Source organism: Streptosporangium sp. NPDC001559, from assembly GCF_042893955.1.
In the GTDB taxonomy this organism is placed as follows: Bacteria; Actinomycetota; Actinomycetes; order Streptosporangiales; family Streptosporangiaceae; genus Streptosporangium.
The window spans coordinates 25,240-41,414 of sequence record NZ_JBIAVG010000031.1; the positions used below are offsets into that span (position 1 = coordinate 25,240).

The window sequence follows — 16,175 nt, forward strand, 5'->3', positions numbered from 1 at the left end:
TGATGGCGCTGTGCGCGAGCATGAGGGGAAAGCGGACAACAGTGGACGCGCCCGTACGGCGCGCGTTCCCGGCCTGGTCAGACGGCCGGGCCACCGGCCTCGGGCGACGACACCGCGGGGCGTCGGCGCCAGGGGTGGGAGAAGGTGGCAAGGACTGCGTCCGTCCTGGGGAAGGACGCGGGGTCCGTCAGCCCTACGGCGACCGGTGTGCGGCCGGAACGCCATGTGAAGCTGCCGAACATGAGATCCCAGATCGACAGGTCGGAGCCGTAGTGACCGGCTTCCGACAGGTCGGCGCTGTGATGGAGACGGTGCTGCTCTGGACTCGCGAAGACGTAGTTGAGCGGGCCGATGCGGATGTCGGCGTTGACGTGTACGAAGTAGCCCTGCGCGGCGACGAACAGGCCGACCGCGAAGACCGCCTCCTGGGAGAAGCCGGCCAGCGCCAGCGACAGCTGAACGATTCCTTGCTCGAACAGGACGTCGAAGACGTGGTTGACGCCGTTGTTGGCGACGTTGACCTTCTCGGGGACGTGGTGGACACCGTGCAGGCGCCACAACAGGGGGCGGGTGTGCGCGAGCCGGTGGACCACGTAGCTGGCCAGCGAGCCGACGAGAAGGGCTGCGGGGATCTCCACCCACAGGGGGAGCATCGGGACCCGGACCGCCAGGACGCCGACGAGGGTCGTCACCAGGAACTGCGCCACGCTGCTGGTGGCGAGCGTCAGCACGAGGTAGAGACCGTACCAGCCCCATTCGCGGCGGTCGGGATGCCAGCCACGCTCGTAGGGGACCACCCGTTCGAGCAGTGCGAGGTATGCGATCGTGCCGGCCAGGAAAAGAGCGCTGACCTGACCGAGATCCAGGTGGCGGCCTATGGCCACCACGGCTGTCGAAACGACGGCGACGAGAAGGACGGGGTAGGCGCAACGGCGCACGAGACGGCGCGCCGGAAACGTGAAACTGTTTAATCTTCGCCGCCGTTGCGACACTTGTTCGAACATAATACCCATGCCACGCATCCACCTAAAAAGACTCGAACGACCGCAAATCGGTCAAGGGAACGGCGGATACGGAAATCACGGCGGCGACCTCCGGTGGAACGGGAGAGCTCCCCCGAAGCCCGTCATCTTCACCCCCCCTCCCCCGAAGACGCTCTCGCGCATGACATCCCTCTATCAAGAGTCCGGACAACGTCACAGTACTCCAAAATGGCTTTGACCTGGGCAGATTTGGGCTGGCGACAATTTTCCCATGTGCGGACAATGCGGTAATTCACCCCCCATCGTTCGACATTCAGACGTAACCACAGGCACCAACTGGAATCAATATGACGCGGACCAGATTTTTTGCAGGCCACCCTCAACCTATAGATGCAATGACAGAAACCCGGGTTTGAGGGCACGGTTAATAATCTATTATTTCAGCCCCAAATCAGGTTTACGGACAACCCTTTCTAGTTTTACATGAGCAAGTAATGTACATAAGGTACATGCAGCGCAAACCATGTAAATGATTGGTTAAATTAGTATTTCGCGCCAACCTTTGAGGCATATTCGTGGTGGCGGATAACCTCGTCTCGGATTTCCGAAAAAGTTTCGGCCGCGACACCCTCCGTTCCCCTCCCGTGCCGCGCCGCTCCGCGCGTGGAGCGGCGCGGCACGGCGCGGGCGGAGGGAAAACCGTGAGGAACAGCACGGACTCCGGGAGGCCAAAGTGAATCTGACCATGGGGCAACGCTCGAATGACCGTTCGTGGGGCACAGCGAGAAGATGAGCAGCGGACGGCCGGGTCCTGGCACGACGGCGGACGCCCGGGGCGCCCCGCGCACCAGACCGTCCCTTCCTGACGCGACGGGCGGGATCCTGCTGACCGCCATGGTCGCGGCGCAGGTCGTGTCCGGGCTCGACTCCCGGCCCGCCCGGCTGACCGGTCTGATCGTGCTGTTGCTCACGGTCTGCGCCCTGGCCTTCGCCGCCGGGACGTACGGTCCGTTCAGGGCTTCCGCGGCCCTCTGCGCCGCAGCCGCGGCGGGGTACGCCGCCGAGTGGGTCGGCGTCAGAACAGGGCTTCCGTTCGGCGACTACGACTACACCGACGTCCTTTGGCCGCGGCCAGGCGGGGTTCCCGTGATCGTGGCGCTCGCCTGGGGCGGCATGGGACTGGCCGCGCACGCTACGGCACTGGCCGCCACGACGGTTTCACGGGGCGGCCGGGCCACCCGGATCGTGCTCGGCGCCTGCGCGCTCACCGCCTGGGACCTGTTCCTCGACCCGCAGATGACGCGGCTCGGCCTGTGGACCTGGCATGTCCCCGGGCCCTACCGCGGTGTCCCGCTGAGCAACTTCGTCGGCTGGCTGCTGGTCTCGCTGCTGGTCATGGTCCTGATCGACGGAATCACCGCGGGAGGCACCACGACGAGCGCGGGGCTCGTGGGTCTCTACACCGTGATGGCCCTGATGGAGACGGTCGGCTTCGCGGTGGTCTTCACCCCGCCCGACCTCCTGGTGGCCGTCCTGGGAGGGGTCTGCATGGGGTGCTTCGCCGTGGCCGCCTGGTCGGGCATCAGAAGAAGGAGTCGCGCGTGGCAGACGTGATCGTGGTGGGAGGCGGCGTCGGCGGGATGGTCTCCGCCCTTCTGCTGGCCGGACGGGGCCACCGGGTGCGCCTGTACGAGCGGCTTGACCGCCTCGGCGGCAAGCTGGCCGAGCACCGGCGCGACGGCTTCGTCTTCTCCCTCGGCCCATCGCTGCTGACCATGCCGCATCTGTTCGCCGGGCTCGGCCTCGACCTCGTCGAACCCCGGGAGCTGTGCCGCTACCGCTTCGCCGACGGCTCGGTGCTGACGGCCCGCCGGGATCCCGGCGCCATGGCCGCGGAGGTCGACCGGCTCGCGCCCGGGGAGGGCCGAAACTGGCTGGCTTTCCACCGCTGGGGGCAGACCTGTCTTGAGGCGTCGCACCGCACGTTCTTCGCGGGTCCGATCGACCGGCCGCCCGCGGAAGCACGACCGTCCGACCTGTTCGCGGTCGCGCCAGGCCGTACGCTCGACGGTCTGGCCAGGCGTTTCTTCACCGATCCCCGCCTGCGGCAGTACACGGGACGGTACGCGACCTACGCGGGGGCGAACCCCTACCGGGCTCCTGCGGCGCTGGGGTGCGTCCCCGCCCTCGAGCACGGACAGGGCGGCTGGTACGTGCGTGGCGGCCTGCCCCGTCTGGCGGACGCCCTGCGGGCACGGCTTGAGGAGGCCGGGGTCGAGGTGGCACTGTGCACCGAGGTCACCGACGTGCTCGCCGACTCGGAGCGTGTCCTGGGGGTACGGCTCGCCTCGGGAGAACGCGAGCGGGCCGACGTGGTGATCGCCAACGTCGACGCGGCGGCGCTGTACGGGCGGCTCCTGCCTGACCGGCGGCGGCTGCGTCGGATCGCCAGGCTCGGCAGGTCGTCCTCGGCGTTCCTGCTGCTGGCCGGCGTCGAGGGCAGGACCGAAGGGCTGGCGCACCACTCGGTGGTTTTCTCAGCCGACTACCGGCGGGAGTTCGCCGACATCTTCGAGCGGCACAGGCCTCCGGAGGATCCGACCGTCTACGTCGGCTGCTCGGCCGTCGACGACTCGTCGCAGGCACCGGACGGCGCGGAGAACTGGGTGATGCTGGTCAACGTCCCCGCCCGTGATCCGCTGCGATGGCCGATGTCGCCGCCCGCCTACCGGGACCTGGTTCTGGAACGCCTGGCCGCGCGTGGTCACGACCTGTCGGGAAGGCTGCGTTTCGTCGACCTGTTCACCCCCGCCGATCTGCGGGACCGTTACGGCGCATGGGGTGGGGCGATCTACGGCGGCGCCTACGACGGCCCGCTGGCGCCCTTCAGGCGTCCGGGCAACAGAGGGCCCAGACGTGGCCTCTACCTGGTCGGCGGTTCCGCGCATCCCGGCGGCGGGCTGCCGCTGGTGACGCTGGGCGGTCGCATCGTGGCCTCACTCGTGGAGGAGGACCTCTCCCTGAAGGAGGACGTCCGCCGTCCGCGTATCCGGGCACGCCGACGAGGACTCCGATGAGGGCACTGACCGTGCTCCAGGCGGCGGCCGCGGTCACCGCCGCGGTGCGACTCGCCCGCGGCCGTGACCGCCTGCCTCCGCTGAATCCCACGGCGGCGGCGGACGCGCCGGTCTCCGTGGTCGTACCGGCCCGCGACGAGGAGGAGCGCATCGGTCCCTGCCTGAAGGCGCTCCTGGCCGATCCCGCGGTGGCCGAGGTCGTCGTCGTGGACGACGAGTCACGGGACGGCACCGCCGCCCTGGCGGCCGGGCTCGGCGCCAGGGTCGTCGCGGGCACGCCGCCGCCCCGTGGCTGGGTCGGCAAGCAGTGGGCGCTGCGGCAGGGGGTCACGGCCGCGGTCAACGACGTCGTGGTGACCCTCGACGCGGACACCAGGCCCGCCCCCGGCCTGGTCGGGGCGCTCACCGCCGCCCTGGCGCACCACGACCTGGTCAGCGCGGGTCCGCGCTTCGTCTGCGACGGGGTCGCCGAGCAGGCACTGCACGCCTCCTTCCTGGCGACGCTGGTCTACCGGTTCGGCCCGATCGGGCCGTCCACGCCACCGCCTCCCCACCGGGTCGTGGCCAACGGCCAGTGCATGGCTTTCCGCCGTACGGCGATGCTGGAGGCGGACGGGTTCGGCAGGGTGCGCGGGCACATGACCGACGACGTGGCGCTGGCCAGGCTCCTCGCGGCGGACGGCTGGGCGGTCACCCTCCTGGACGCGGGCGGGCTGCTGGAGGTGGACATGCACGAGTCCGCCGCCGGGGTGTGGCGTGAGTGGGGCAGGTCGCTGCCGTTGCGCGACGTCACCGGGCCCGGCTGGCAGGCCGCCGACCTGGCGGTCGTCTGGCTGACGACCGCCCTGCCCGTCCTGCGGCTGCTCTCCGGCAGGCCGACCCGTCTCGATCTGGGACTGCTGGCCGCGCGGACACTGCTGGCCCGCGCGTTGCGCGGCAGCTACGCCGTACCGGGGCCCGGCGTGCTGCTTTCTCCGCTGCTGGATCCGCTGACGGCCGTACGGCTGACGCAGGCGACGCTGCGCCCCGTGCGCTCGTGGCGTGGCCGCCGCTACCCCGCGGCGGAGACGGGCGGTCTCACGTACCGTCCGCCGCCCGGCCCGCGTGGGAGGACCGGGCGGCCTGCCCGAAGCGAAGGCCGATGAGACACATCAGCGCCCCGGTCGCGGCCACCTGCCCGATCGGGGTGAAGAACAGCTGGAGCAGCGGCAGGCCGAAAACCGCGACCCTGGCCCCGGCCGCGAAGGAACGCGCGGGCAGAGCGGTCAGGACCAGGGCCGCGACGCCCAGCAGGAAGGCCGGGGGGCAGATCACGGCGAAGCCGCCGACGAAGGCGAGGACGGACCGGCCGCCCCTGAATCCGGCGAACACCGGCCATGCGTGCCCGGCCATCGCGGCGGCCACCGCCAGGTACACCGGCACGACGCTGCCGCCGGCGACCACACCGGTCCCCGTGGTGTGCGCGCCGCTCACCGCCAGGGCCAGCCCTCCGGCGAGCGTGCCCTTGAGGGTGTCGCCCGCGAAGACGGGTACGGCGGCCCGCCAGCCGAGACTCCGCATGACGTTCCAGAAGCCGGGGTTGCGGTCCCCCGTCTCACGGGGATCGAAGCCGTGGGTCCGCCCGACCAGTACGGCGACCGGCACGGATCCCAGGAGGTAGCCGCCGATGAGAGTCACCAGCGCGCAGAGCGGTCCGGGAGTCATCGCCTCATTCCATCTCGTCAGATATGCGGATCTGGGGGCTGTCGGTCACATGGCCTTCGACCGGCCTTCACTCACGGGCACCGACGGGCTGGTGTTCTGGCGGCTGCTCGGCACCGGCCGTGGCGCGTCGATGAGCCTGGGCGCGGACCTGCGCCGCTGGGCGCTGTTCGCGGTCTGGCGGCACGAGGCCGCCCTCGACGGCTTCCTCGCGACCTCCCCGATCGTGGCGCGCTGGCGCGGGCGGGCCGTGGAGGCATGGCAGGTGCGGCTGAGACCGCTGGCCTCGCGCGGGAGGTGGGGCGGCGTCGAGCCGTTCGGCTCCGGCATACCGGAGGCGGGCGGAGACGACGCGGCGGGCGGCGGGCCGGTGGCCGTACTCACCCGGGCGTCGATCCGGCCGTCCCGGCTGGTGGCGTTCTACCGGTCCGTTCCCCGCGTCGACCGTCTCCTGCTGGGCCAGGACGGCTGTCTGGCCTGCGTCGGCGTCGGCGAGTGGCCGCTGGCCAGACAGGCGACGTTCTCGCTGTGGCGCGACACGGGCGCGGTACGGGACTTCGCCTACCGGGGACGGGCGCATCGGGAGGTGATCGAGCGAACCAGGGCACAGCGGTGGTACTCCGAGGAGTTGTTCGCCCGGTTCGCGCCGTACGCCAGTGAGGGGACCTGGAACGGCGCCGACCCCATCGCCTGAGGGGAGCGCCCGGCTCATCGAACGGACTCGGCGGCGGACCGGTCCTCGGGACGGCCGATGACGCCGCCGTCCGCCAGGGCACGGGCGACCACGCAGGCCCGTGCGATCGTCGCAGCCCCGGACGCGCCGTGCGCGACGACGACGGTGCCGCGCAGACCCAGCAGCGCCGCCCCGCCGTGGGTTTCGGGGTCATAGCGGCGGGTGACCTCACGCAACGCCTCGGAGGTGGCGATTCCCCCCTCCGCGACCAGGGTGAGCGCCGCGCGCACCGTCCCTTCGACGTTCTTGAGCACGATGTTGCCGGTGAACCCGTCGGTGACGATCACGTCCACGGTCCCGGCCAGCACATCGTGTCCCTCGACGTTGCCGTGGAAGCGCAGGGGCAGGCCGGACAGCAGCTCCCCCGCCCCACGGGTCACCCGGTTCCCCTTCCCGGGTTCCGAGCCGATCGACAGCAGGCCGACGGACGGGTCCGGCACGCCGAGGACCAGCCGGGCGTAGGAGGTGCCGAGCACCGCGAACTGGGCGACCATCTCCGGCACCGGATCGGCGGTCGCCCCGGCGTCGATCAACACGGTCGCGCCACCGGTCACCGAGGGCAGGGCGACGGCCAGGGCGGGCCTGAGCACGCCCGGCGCCCTGCCGATGCCGCGGACGGCACACGCCACGACGGCCCCGGTCGGACCCGAGGACACGAACGCCGAGGCGTCGCCCCGCCCGACCAGTTCACAGCCGATCCTCAGGCTTGAGGCGGCCTCGGTGGCCGCCGCGCCCGGCTCGTCCATCGGGATCACCTCCTCCGCGTGCACCACGCCGATCTCCCCGAGGGCGCCGTGGCGCGCCAGGTGCCGGCGGATCTCCCCGGCTCTGCCGACGAGCACGACGGGGACGCCGTACTCGCGGCTGGCCACGACCGCGCCGCCGACCGTCTCGGCTGGGCCGTGGTCTCCGCCCATGGCGTCGACGGCCACCGGATCAGGCATCGCGCCCTCCTTGGGGACTCCGGGTGCTCACCCGGCGTTCGGCCCTGTCCGCCACGCAGGCCGCGTACAGGTGCCGGGTGAAGACGGCCAGTCTGCGGCCCAGCGGCACGACCGCCCTGGTTCCGAGGACGTCGTGGCGGGCCGCCTCAATACGGCTGAGGATCTCGCCGTACAGCTCGTGGGCGGCGCGGACGCACGGTTGGGAGGAGGGGATCAGCAGGTCGATCCCCCCGGCCGCGCGTCTGTAGTGCTCACGGGCCCGCTCGGTCTCGAAGGCCAGCAGCTCGCGCAGGGCGCGGGTCGGGGTGGGCCGCCCCAGGTCTGCGACCCGTACCCCGAACCTCTCCAGATCCTCCAGCGGCAGGTAGACCCGGCCGCGTCGCAGGTCCTCGGACACGTCACGCAGGAAGTTCGTCAGCTGGAAGGCGAACCCGAGCTGCCTGGCGGGTTCGCGGGCCCGTTCCCCCATACCGGGCAGCGCCTCCAGAACCGGCAGCATCATGGTGCCGACGACCGCCGCCGACCCCTCCATATAGCCGAGCAGGTCGTCGTAGGTGGTGTAGCGGCTGACGGTCAGGTCGGCCCGCATCGAGGCGAGGAACGCCTCGATGTCGCCGTGGTCGATGCCGAACGAGCGCACGGTCTGCGCGAACGCCGGAAGCACCGGATCGTCCTGGGGGACACCCGTGAGGGCGTGGGCCGTACGTACGGCGAAACCGTCCAGCGCGGCCGCCCGGTCCCCGGTCACCGCGAAAGAGTCCACGATCTCGTCGGCACGGCGCGCGAAACCGTACAGGGCGTGCACGTGGGGACGTTTCCAGGCAGGCAGCAGCCGGGTCGCCAGGTAGTAGGAGCGGCCGTGGCGGGCGTTGAGTCTGCGGCAGAGTTCGTAGCTGGTGGTCAGCGTCACCGGAGGCGCCAGGGTCATCGGGGTGTCCTCAGGATGCGTTCCGCGGCCAGCCTCCCGGAGATCAGCACCGGTGGCACGCCGACGCCGGGGGCGGTGTGCATTCCAGCGAAGTGCAGGCCGGGGACACGGCCGGCCGCGCCCGCCGGCCTGAACCAGGCCGTCTGTGTGAAGCGGTGGTCCAGGGCGAAAGGGGTGCCCGCCGAGTGGCCGAGCCCGGCCCAGGCGGGCGGGTCGAAGGTCAGCCGGGAGGTCTGCGAAAGGTCGCCGTAGCCGAGGTCGGCCAGTCTGCCGAGCAGACGTTCGCGCAGGTACGGGGTCAGACGGGTCCAGTCTCCGTCGCCACGCAGGTTCGCGGTCGGTTCCAGCACGGTGAGCGTCGCGTGGCCCTCGGGGGCGGCGGAGGAGTCGGACTCGGGGTAGGTGACCAGCAGGCTGGGGTCGGGCTGTGGCCTGCCCGCGCGCAGGGCGGAGAAGCCGGAGTCCCAGTCGTGGCCGAAGTGCAGCGTGTGGTGAGCCTGGTCGGCCAGCCTCCGGTCGAGGCCGAAGTGCATGACCAGGCACGAGGGCGAGAAACGGGGGCGGCGCAGGCGCCAGTCCTTCGCCTCGGGCGGCAGCAGTCCCTGATGGGCGCCGGGCAGGTCGCAGGCGACCACGACGTGCCGGGCGGGCAGGCGTTCGCCGGTGTCGAGCCGTACCGCGCGGACCCCGTCGTGGCCGGTCTCGACCTTGACGGCCCGCGTGCCGTACCTGATGCGCGCCCCGGCCTTCCGCGCCACGTCGGCCAGTGCCTGCGGGATGGCGTGCATGCCGCCGTCGGCGGGGAAGAAGACACCGCCGACGGTGTCCATGTGCGCGATCACGGCGTAGATGCCGAGGGCCTGACGAGGGGACAACCCCACGTACAGAGACTGGAAGGTGTGCGCCCTGATCAGCCTGGGGTCGGTGAGGTGGGCCTTGACGAGCCGGTCGAGGCGTCGCAGTCCCCCCAGAGAGGCCAGCCTCGCCAGGGCGAGAGGGCGCAGCAGGCTCCGCAACCGTGTCACGTCACGGTCGATGAAGTCGTGCCACTCCGCGGTGAAGAGCTCGCCGAGCCTCGCCCTGAAACGGAGATACCTGTCGGCCTCGGCCGCTCCGCACAGCTCGCGTACCCGTTCGGCCATGGCATCCCGGCCGGCGACCACGTCCAGGTGGGAACCGTCGTGGAAACGCAGCCGGTAGTAGGGGTCCAGACGCCGCAGCGGCAGCAGGCCCTCCATGTCGTGCCCTGCCGCGGCGAAGACGTCGGCCAGCACCTGCGGCATGGTCAGCACGGAGGGGCCGGTGTCGAAGCGGTAGCCGTCCAGGCTCACGGAGCCGCAGCAGCCTCCGGGCACGTCCCTGGCCTCGACGAGCGTGACGTCCCTGCCCGCCGCGGCCAGCCTGACCGTCGCCGCCAGGCCGCCGAGCCCGGCGCCGACGACCACGACCGGGCTCATGCCCGCCTCCGCGTCGCCAGGTCGGCCAGTTCGCCGAGCCCGCGCACGACCTCCGTCGGCAGGTCCGCCCCGTCCAGGGCCGTCCTGGCCAGGGAGACCAGGTCCGTGATGCGTTCCTCGGCCGTCTCCAGGGCTCCCGTGGTGACGATCAGCCGTCGGGCCGCCGCGACGTCCGCCTCGTCGTGGACGTCGTCGAGCAGCGCGGCGTCGTACCGGCCCGCCCGCTCCCTGGCCGTCGCGGTGAGCCAGGTGTGTTTGCCCTGGCGCAGGTCGGCGCCGACGGGTTTGCCGGTGACCTCCGGGTCGCCGAAGACACCGAGCACGTCGTCGCGCAGCTGGAACGCCTCCCCGAGCGGCAGGGCGTAGGCGCTGAGCGGGGCGCGCAGCCTCGGGTCGCCACCCGCGACGGCGTGGCCGAGGTGCAGGGGGCGCTCGATGGTGTACTTGGCCGACTTGTAGGTCGCGACCCGAGCGGCCTCGACCGGGCTGCTCGCTCCCCCGGCCGCGTAGGCGAGGTCGAGATACTGACCGCCGACGACCTCGGTCCTCATCCGGGTGAAGACCTCGAACGCGTCGGTGAGGTGGGGCCCTGCGCGCAGCAGCGCCGCGTCGGCCCAGGTGTAGGCGAGCATGCCGAACAGGGTCGCGGCCGACTCCCCGAAACGCCGCCCGTCCCCCCGCCAGCCCCGTTCGCCGTGGTGCTCGGCGAGCGCGAGATGCACGGCGGCCCTCCCCCGCCGGGTCTCCGCCTCGTCCATCACGTCGTCGAGGATCAGCGCGCACGCGTGCACGAGCTCGACCGCGCAGCCCGCGGCGAGCACGGCCTCGTCCCCTGGTTCGCCTCCCGCCGCCCGGTGCCCCCAGTGGACGAAGGCGGGCCTGAGGCGTTTGCCGCCCTGGCGGACGAAACCGAGCAGGGTGCGCCGTAGTAAGTCGAGGTCCTCGCCCAGGAAGGTCATCTCCGCTGTCTCCCGCTCCAGGAACTCGTCCAGGTAGCGGCTCATCCGCTCGCGAAGATGATCGATTTCGCGGGTGACGGTGACCATGGGCGTCGCTCCTCTGTCTTGTTGGGGGTAACTTCGCAGCCGCAACCGCATTCGGATGCGCCTACCGGAGAGCGAGCCGGAATGGGCCATGATCGTCGCATTCTCTGACGATCCATCCCCGGGCTCCGTGTTAATAAATCACCCCATCACGCAAGAAGTCGCAAAAAAGGCCATAAAACACCCTGGTGCGATCAACCGTGCTCCGGCACGTCCGCAGGCCCGGCGACCTGGGCGGACTCCAGGAACTGGACGGAATCGAGGAAGAGGTCGTCGCCGCCCACGGTCTCGACGTCGGTGCCGTCGCACTCGACGCAGACAGCGCGCGGGACGAACGCGGCCGCGGTCTGGCCGCACCTGCGGCAGATGAGCTGGGCGGGGACGATGAGCAGCTCCACCTTCGCCCCCTCGGCCAGCGAGCCCTCCGCGACCTTGGCGAAGGCGTGGTTGATCTCCGGCTCCGTCACCCGGAGGAAGGCGCCCGCGTGCACTCTGGCCCGGCCCACCCTCCGGCCCTCCGCGCGTTCCTCGACCGCGATGAGGATCGCCTCCGCGACCCCGAACTCGTGCATGCCCGATTCCCTCGTTCCCGATTCGTCCTGTTCCTCAGCGGCTTCCCTCTGCGCGGAGTGTCACATCCCGCCGTTCTCCGGGCCGCCTCGGCGTCCGAGACGAGGCAGGACCCGGTAGACCACCCAGCCGGTCCCCGTCACCAGCGCCCTCGTCACCGCTGTCGTCACCGCCGTCGTCACCGTGGTCAGCGGACGTCGCGGCAGTCCTCCTCCCGTGGCGAAGCTCCTCACGCGATGGCCTCCTCATCCCCCGCCTGCGCGGGGTCGTCCGGGTGGTCGGGCAGGACCACGGGCGAAGAGAGCACCGCGTCACGGTGCCCCGGCTCACCGACCAGCGCGGGCCAGGTGTGCTCGTTACGGCAGGCGCGGGCGAACGGCCCGGCCCATTCGGGGGGATCGGCGAGCGAGACGAAGCCCCCGCCGTCGGTCTCGACGATCAGATGCGCCGAAAGCAGCGACCGCCGCAGCGCGTACTCGCCCGAGACCCCCCGCCCGATCAGGAGCGCGGTGTTGCGCGCCACGACACGCAGCCGGATGAGCCCGCACGGCCCGGCCAGGCGTTCGGCACTCGTCGTGAGGGCCGCGTTCAACGGCAGGTGCTCGCAGACCACACGCCCCTCCGGTCCGCCGCGGGGACCGCGGATCTGCTCGGCGAAACGGTCCCCGGGAACGTTCACCTCCGTCGTCCGCTCCCCGCCGAGCAGTACGGCCAGCGGGAAGGACACTCCGATCTCGCGCTCGGTCGCCTCGTCGTAGGACAGGAAGGTCCCCTCCCCGGGTTCCGGCCGGGTGCGCTCGACACCGCACCTCCTGAGGTGCAGGAAGCGCAGGCACAGGTGGACCGAGGCGTCCTGCGCCCGTTCGAGCAGGCACTCGGTCACGCTCCACGAGGTGCCCTCCTCCTCGGGACGTCCCGGCGGCACCAGCGTTCCCGGCCGCTCCCCCGGCGCCGCGGGCGATCGGTCCCGGTACAGCACGGCGTCGGCGACCCTGCGGGCGATCCGCGCGGGCACGCCGGAGGGGGTCCCGTCCTGTCCAGTCCGCGCCGTCATGCCGCCTCCCGCCACCTCGCGCCCGTCGCCCGCCGATACCCCGTCGCCGCTCTGTCGCCGCTCTGTCGCCGCCCGCCCTCAGCCCGTGCCCGGCGGGTTCACCCCGAGCGCTCGCTGGGTGAGCTCCCACAGCACGTGGTAGACCGTCGCCTGGGCCTCCTGGACTCGGTGCGCCGACGACGACGGGATGACGAAGAGATAGTCGAGCAGGCCGAGCCCGGCCATCCTGCCGCCCTGGTCCCCGGCCAGGCCGATGGTGAGCATGCCCTGGTGCGCGGCCTCCTCCAGGGCCCGGAGGACGTTGAAGGAGCCGCCGCTCGTGGACAGGCCGAGGGCGATGTCGCCGCGCCGCCCGAGCGTGGCCAGCTGACGCGCGAAAACGGCCTCGAATCCCACGTCGTTCGAGATAGCGGTGACCACGGCGACGTCGCCGGTCAGGCTGAGGGCGGGCAGCGACAGGCCGTAGGCCGGGTGCAGGAAGGCGGTCGCGACCTGCTGGGCGTCGGTGCTGCCGCCGCCGTTGCCGAAGGCGAACAGCCTGCCTCCCGCGGCGAACCTGATGGCCATCTCCTGGGCGCACTCGGCCAGTTCGTCGCCCGCGACCTCGGCGACCTGCCAGCGCAGCCGTACGATCTCGGCCGCCTTCTCCTCGGCCGACCTGCGGGCCTCCGCCAGCGCCGCGCCGGAGTCGGATCGCGCGGAGGCGGCGATCCGCCGTGCCGGGACGGGGAGGGGGTAGAGGGCGGGCACCGCCCCGGCGGCGGGCTCCTCAAGCGTGCTCATCGCGCCCCCTCGCCCACGGGTCCCGCCTTCTCGAAGAACACGTGGACCAGTTCCCACAGCAGGTGGCAGAGGGTCACGTGGACCTCCTTGACCACGGCGGGGTCGTCGGAGTCGACGGTCAGCAGGTGGTCGGCCGCGCCTCGCCCGGCCACGGCCCCGCCGTCGCCCCCGGTGAGCGCGACGGTCAGCAGGCCCAGTTCCCCCGCCGTCTCCAGACCTCGCAGCACGTTCTCGCAGCGGCCGTCGCGGGAGATCCCCAGCGCCATGTCGGCCGGATCCGCCCAGCGGCGCACCTGGTGGGCGAAGGCCTCGGCGAGGCCCTCCCTTCCGCTCACCCCGGTGACGGTCGCGCAGTCGTTGCTCAGCGCCAGCGCGGGAAGCGTCCGTCTGCCGACGATGACCGGGTGCATGAACTCGGCGGTGATGTGGGCCGCGTCCGTGCCGCAGCCGCCGTTGCCGAAGACGATCAGTTTTCCGCCCCTGCGGAACCGCGACGCCATCTCACGGCAGGCCAGGGCGACGCGTTCCGCGTCCGCGGCGAGTGCCCGGCCCGCACGGTCACGTCTGAGAAAGGCCGCGCCGACAGCCGGATGCATGGTCGATGTCACTGGCATGGGTGAACGCTCCGTTGTCCGCGGTAGTCGTCAGGCTACGACGCGTGTCCGAGACGCCGACACCTCCGGCGCTGCAAACCGGGGTAAAGGTCTGATCATGGGCATGCCGCCACCGGTCTCCCGCGCCCGAGGCCGCACACCGCAGAGATACCCTGTAAATCGGTAGGTAATATTGACATTATGGAGCCGGTCTGGTCGGGTGATGGCGTGGCGGGCGATAAGTCGGCGGTCCAGCGGAAGCGGGTCCGCACCACGCGTGAGAGAAGCACATGCGAGAGAACCGCGCACGGAAGACGGGCGCGGCCACGGTCGGGCTCGCCCCCCGAGGGGACGGGCCGGAGCACCGCCGCGAGACCCACGCGTACGGAGCACGAGCACCTGACGGCCCTGGGCGAGGCCGCCGTGGCGGTCATGGAGTCGGCTCCGGGGGTCGCCGCCTGCTGGCTGCGGGCCGCGCTGAACGCCTTCCCCCCGGAGCACCGCGGCGGCCGGGAGCACGCCCGGCTGCTCGGCCTGCTGGAACGCGCGCTCACCCTCTCCGGGGACCGGCGCCCGCCCTGACCCGCCCGTGCCGTACGGCCGTGGCTCCCCGAACCCACCCTCTTGGTGATCGCGGAGGTTCCGGATATCTTCCTGGCATCGGGGCGGACGGGGACGGAGGCGGCGACGCCGTACGGCGCGGCCGCGTGGGCCCGCCCCGGCGGACGACCCCGGAGCCGCCGTGGCCCGGGAGACCTCTGAACCACCGAGGGCGGTGCAAGCATGACCTCGCTGCTGGCCATCAGCGACCTGCACATCGGATACCAGGAGAACCGGAGGATCGTCGAGGGGCTGCGACCGGACTCCCCCTCCGACTGGCTGCTGGTCGCCGGGGACGTCTCCGAGGCGGTCGCCGACGTCGAGTGGGCACTGCGCCTGCTCTCCGAGCGCTTCGCGAAGGTCGTGTGGGCGCCGGGCAACCACGAGCTGTGGACCCATCCCAGCGACCCCGTCCAGCTGCGCGGCGAGGAGCGCTACCGGCATCTGGTGAAGGTCTGCCGGAACCTGGGGGTGGTGACCCCCGAGGACCCCTATCCGGTGTGGGACGGGCCCGGCGGGCCGGTGGCCGTCGCCCCGCTGTTCGTGCTCTACGACTACACCTTCCGGGTGCCCGGCGCGGCGACCGAGGAGGAGGCACTGGCCCTGGCGTACGAGAAGGGGGTGGTGTGCACCGACGAGATGTTCCTGCACCCCGACCCGTACCCCTCCCGCGCCGCCTGGTGCCGGGCCAGGATCGCCGAGACCGAACGCAGGCTCGCCGAACGCCCCGCGGGCGTGCCCACCGTGCTCGTCAACCACTATCCACTGGTCCGTGAGCCGACCAGGATCCTGCGGCACCAGGAGTTCGCGATCTGGTGCGGCACCGAGCTGACCGCCGACTGGCACCTGCGTTTCGACGCCGCCGCGGTCGTCTACGGCCATCTGCACATCCCCAGGACGACCTGGCACGACGGCGTGCGCTTCGAGGAGGTCTCCCTCGGCTATCCCCGTGAGTGGCGGCCCCGGCCGACCCCGCCCGGCAGGCCGCGCCTGATCCTGTCCTCCCCCGGGGCGGCCTCGTGATCGACAGGATTCTGCCGTCCTGGGTGGCGAGCGCCGAGGCCTTCGACGACCCGCCCGAGGCCACGCTGTTCCCCGAGGAGGAGGCCGTCATCGCCCGCGCGGTCGGCAAGCGGCGGGTCGAGTTCACCACCGCGCGCCACTGCGCCAGGCGGGCGCTGGCCGGTCTCGGGCTGCCGCCCGTGCCGATCCTGCCCGGCGAGCGGGGGGCGCCCACGTGGCCCGGCGGGGTGACGGGCGCCATCACTCACTGCGCGGGCTACCGCGCCGCCGCCGTCTCGCTTGAGGCCCTGACCGTCGGCATCGACGCCGAGCCCCACGAGCCGCTCCCCGAGGACGTGCTCGGGGCCGTCTCCTCGGAGGGCGAGCGCAAGGAGCTCGAGCTGCTCGGCGGGGACGTGCACTGGGACCGGCTGCTGTTCAGCGCCAAGGAGAGCGTCTACAAGGCCTGGTATCCCCTGGCCCGGCGCTGGCTCGGCTTCGAGGAGGCCCACGTCACCTTCGACCCTTCGGGCGTCTTCAGCGCCCGCATCCTCGTCGAGGGCCCGCTGGTCGAGGGGCGCCCGCTGACGGGGTTCGACGGCCGTTGGCTGGTGTCCGGCGGCCTGCTGATGACGGCCATCGCGCGCCCCCGTGCGGCATGAGCCGTCTTTCCTGATTTCTCTGGATTACGGTGCTGTCCCGTCGCC

The 16,175-nt window shown here is 71.8% G+C and carries 18 protein-coding genes; 7 read left to right on the forward strand and 11 right to left on the reverse strand.

Annotation, left to right across the window (positions count from 1 at the left end; genetic code table 11):
• Window positions 1-77: 77 nt before the first annotated feature.
• Entirely contained in the window at window positions 78-884 is an 807-nt protein-coding gene (locus ACFYY8_RS41040; RefSeq protein ID WP_390050503.1) for a sterol desaturase family protein, read from the reverse strand.
• Window positions 885-1,754: 870 nt separating this feature from the next.
• Between ACFYY8_RS41040 and ACFYY8_RS41045 the strand changes: the two genes are divergently transcribed.
• Genes ACFYY8_RS41045 through ACFYY8_RS41055 form a run of 3 tightly spaced genes read left to right on the forward strand, consistent with a single transcriptional unit; the run spans window position 1,755 to window position 5,205 of the window.
• A complete protein-coding gene (locus ACFYY8_RS41045) occupies window positions 1,755-2,597 on the forward strand; it encodes a carotenoid biosynthesis protein (RefSeq protein ID WP_390050504.1) in 843 nt (280 codons plus the stop codon).
• The gene (locus ACFYY8_RS41050) at window positions 2,585-4,060 is read left to right on the forward strand and encodes a phytoene desaturase family protein (RefSeq protein ID WP_390050505.1); all 1,476 of its coding nucleotides are present in this window, start codon (window positions 2,585-2,587) and stop codon (window positions 4,058-4,060) included. The genes ACFYY8_RS41045 and ACFYY8_RS41050 overlap by 13 nt, the downstream gene beginning before the upstream one ends.
• A complete protein-coding gene (locus ACFYY8_RS41055) occupies window positions 4,057-5,205 on the forward strand; it encodes a glycosyltransferase (RefSeq protein WP_390050506.1) in 1,149 nt (382 codons plus the stop codon). The genes ACFYY8_RS41050 and ACFYY8_RS41055 overlap by 4 nt, the downstream gene beginning before the upstream one ends.
• On the opposite strand, the gene ACFYY8_RS41060 is transcribed toward ACFYY8_RS41055, so the two are convergent.
• Complete coding sequence (locus ACFYY8_RS41060; RefSeq protein ID WP_390050507.1) at window positions 5,138-5,764, reverse strand: glycerol-3-phosphate acyltransferase; 627 nt, start codon at window positions 5,762-5,764, stop codon at window positions 5,138-5,140. The two genes, ACFYY8_RS41055 and ACFYY8_RS41060, sit on opposite strands and share 68 nt — an antisense overlap.
• 49 nt (window positions 5,765-5,813) lie before the next feature.
• Between ACFYY8_RS41060 and ACFYY8_RS41065 the strand changes: the two genes are divergently transcribed.
• Complete coding sequence (locus tag ACFYY8_RS41065; RefSeq protein WP_352012598.1) at window positions 5,814-6,455, forward strand: spheroidene monooxygenase; 642 nt, start codon at window positions 5,814-5,816, stop codon at window positions 6,453-6,455.
• Window positions 6,456-6,469: 14 nt separating this feature from the next.
• Here the strand turns inward: ACFYY8_RS41065 and plsX are convergent, their stop codons facing one another.
• The 9 genes from plsX to ACFYY8_RS41110 form a co-directional block, all read right to left on the reverse strand.
• Complete coding sequence (gene plsX / locus ACFYY8_RS41070; RefSeq protein ID WP_390050508.1) at window positions 6,470-7,438, reverse strand: phosphate acyltransferase PlsX; 969 nt, start codon at window positions 7,436-7,438, stop codon at window positions 6,470-6,472.
• Complete coding sequence (locus ACFYY8_RS41075) at window positions 7,431-8,366, reverse strand: phytoene/squalene synthase family protein (RefSeq protein ID WP_390050509.1); 936 nt, start codon at window positions 8,364-8,366, stop codon at window positions 7,431-7,433. Before ACFYY8_RS41075 ends, plsX begins: the two co-directional genes overlap by 8 nt.
• Window positions 8,363-9,823, reverse strand: coding sequence for a phytoene desaturase family protein (locus ACFYY8_RS41080; RefSeq protein ID WP_390050510.1), 1,461 nt, complete (start codon window positions 9,821-9,823; stop codon window positions 8,363-8,365). Before ACFYY8_RS41080 ends, ACFYY8_RS41075 begins: the two co-directional genes overlap by 4 nt.
• Window positions 9,820-10,869, reverse strand: a complete 1,050-nt coding sequence (locus ACFYY8_RS41085) for a polyprenyl synthetase family protein (RefSeq protein ID WP_390050511.1) — start codon at window positions 10,867-10,869, stop codon at window positions 9,820-9,822. The genes ACFYY8_RS41080 and ACFYY8_RS41085 overlap by 4 nt, the downstream gene beginning before the upstream one ends.
• Window positions 10,870-11,060: 191 nt before the next feature.
• Window positions 11,061-11,438: a hydrogenase maturation nickel metallochaperone HypA gene (locus tag ACFYY8_RS41090; RefSeq protein ID WP_390050512.1), complete on the reverse strand. Its 378-nt coding sequence runs from the start codon at window positions 11,436-11,438 to the stop codon at window positions 11,061-11,063.
• A 60-nt stretch (window positions 11,439-11,498) separates the two neighbouring features.
• Complete coding sequence (locus tag ACFYY8_RS41095; protein WP_390050513.1) at window positions 11,499-11,669, reverse strand: hypothetical protein; 171 nt, start codon at window positions 11,667-11,669, stop codon at window positions 11,499-11,501.
• Complete coding sequence (locus tag ACFYY8_RS41100) at window positions 11,666-12,490, reverse strand: hypothetical protein (protein ID WP_390050514.1); 825 nt, start codon at window positions 12,488-12,490, stop codon at window positions 11,666-11,668. The genes ACFYY8_RS41095 and ACFYY8_RS41100 overlap by 4 nt, the downstream gene beginning before the upstream one ends.
• Window positions 12,491-12,568: 78 nt before the next feature.
• Window positions 12,569-13,273, reverse strand: a complete 705-nt coding sequence (locus tag ACFYY8_RS41105; protein WP_390050515.1) for an SIS domain-containing protein — start codon at window positions 13,271-13,273, stop codon at window positions 12,569-12,571.
• Window positions 13,270-13,887, reverse strand: coding sequence for an SIS domain-containing protein (locus tag ACFYY8_RS41110; protein WP_390050516.1), 618 nt, complete (start codon window positions 13,885-13,887; stop codon window positions 13,270-13,272). Before ACFYY8_RS41110 ends, ACFYY8_RS41105 begins: the two co-directional genes overlap by 4 nt.
• A gap of 411 nt (window positions 13,888-14,298) precedes the next feature.
• Here ACFYY8_RS41110 and ACFYY8_RS41115 point away from each other — a divergent pair, with 411 nt between their 5' ends.
• The 3 genes from ACFYY8_RS41115 (at window position 14,299) to ACFYY8_RS41125 (ending at window position 16,130) form a co-directional block, all read left to right on the forward strand.
• Complete coding sequence (locus tag ACFYY8_RS41115; RefSeq protein ID WP_390050517.1) at window positions 14,299-14,448, forward strand: hypothetical protein; 150 nt, start codon at window positions 14,299-14,301, stop codon at window positions 14,446-14,448.
• A 201-nt stretch (window positions 14,449-14,649) separates the two neighbouring features.
• Complete coding sequence (locus ACFYY8_RS41120) at window positions 14,650-15,489, forward strand: metallophosphoesterase family protein (RefSeq protein WP_390050518.1); 840 nt, start codon at window positions 14,650-14,652, stop codon at window positions 15,487-15,489.
• Entirely contained in the window at window positions 15,486-16,130 is a 645-nt protein-coding gene (locus tag ACFYY8_RS41125) for a 4'-phosphopantetheinyl transferase (RefSeq protein ID WP_390050519.1), read from the forward strand. Before ACFYY8_RS41120 ends, ACFYY8_RS41125 begins: the two co-directional genes overlap by 4 nt.
• The last annotated feature ends 45 nt before the right edge of the window (window positions 16,131-16,175 follow it).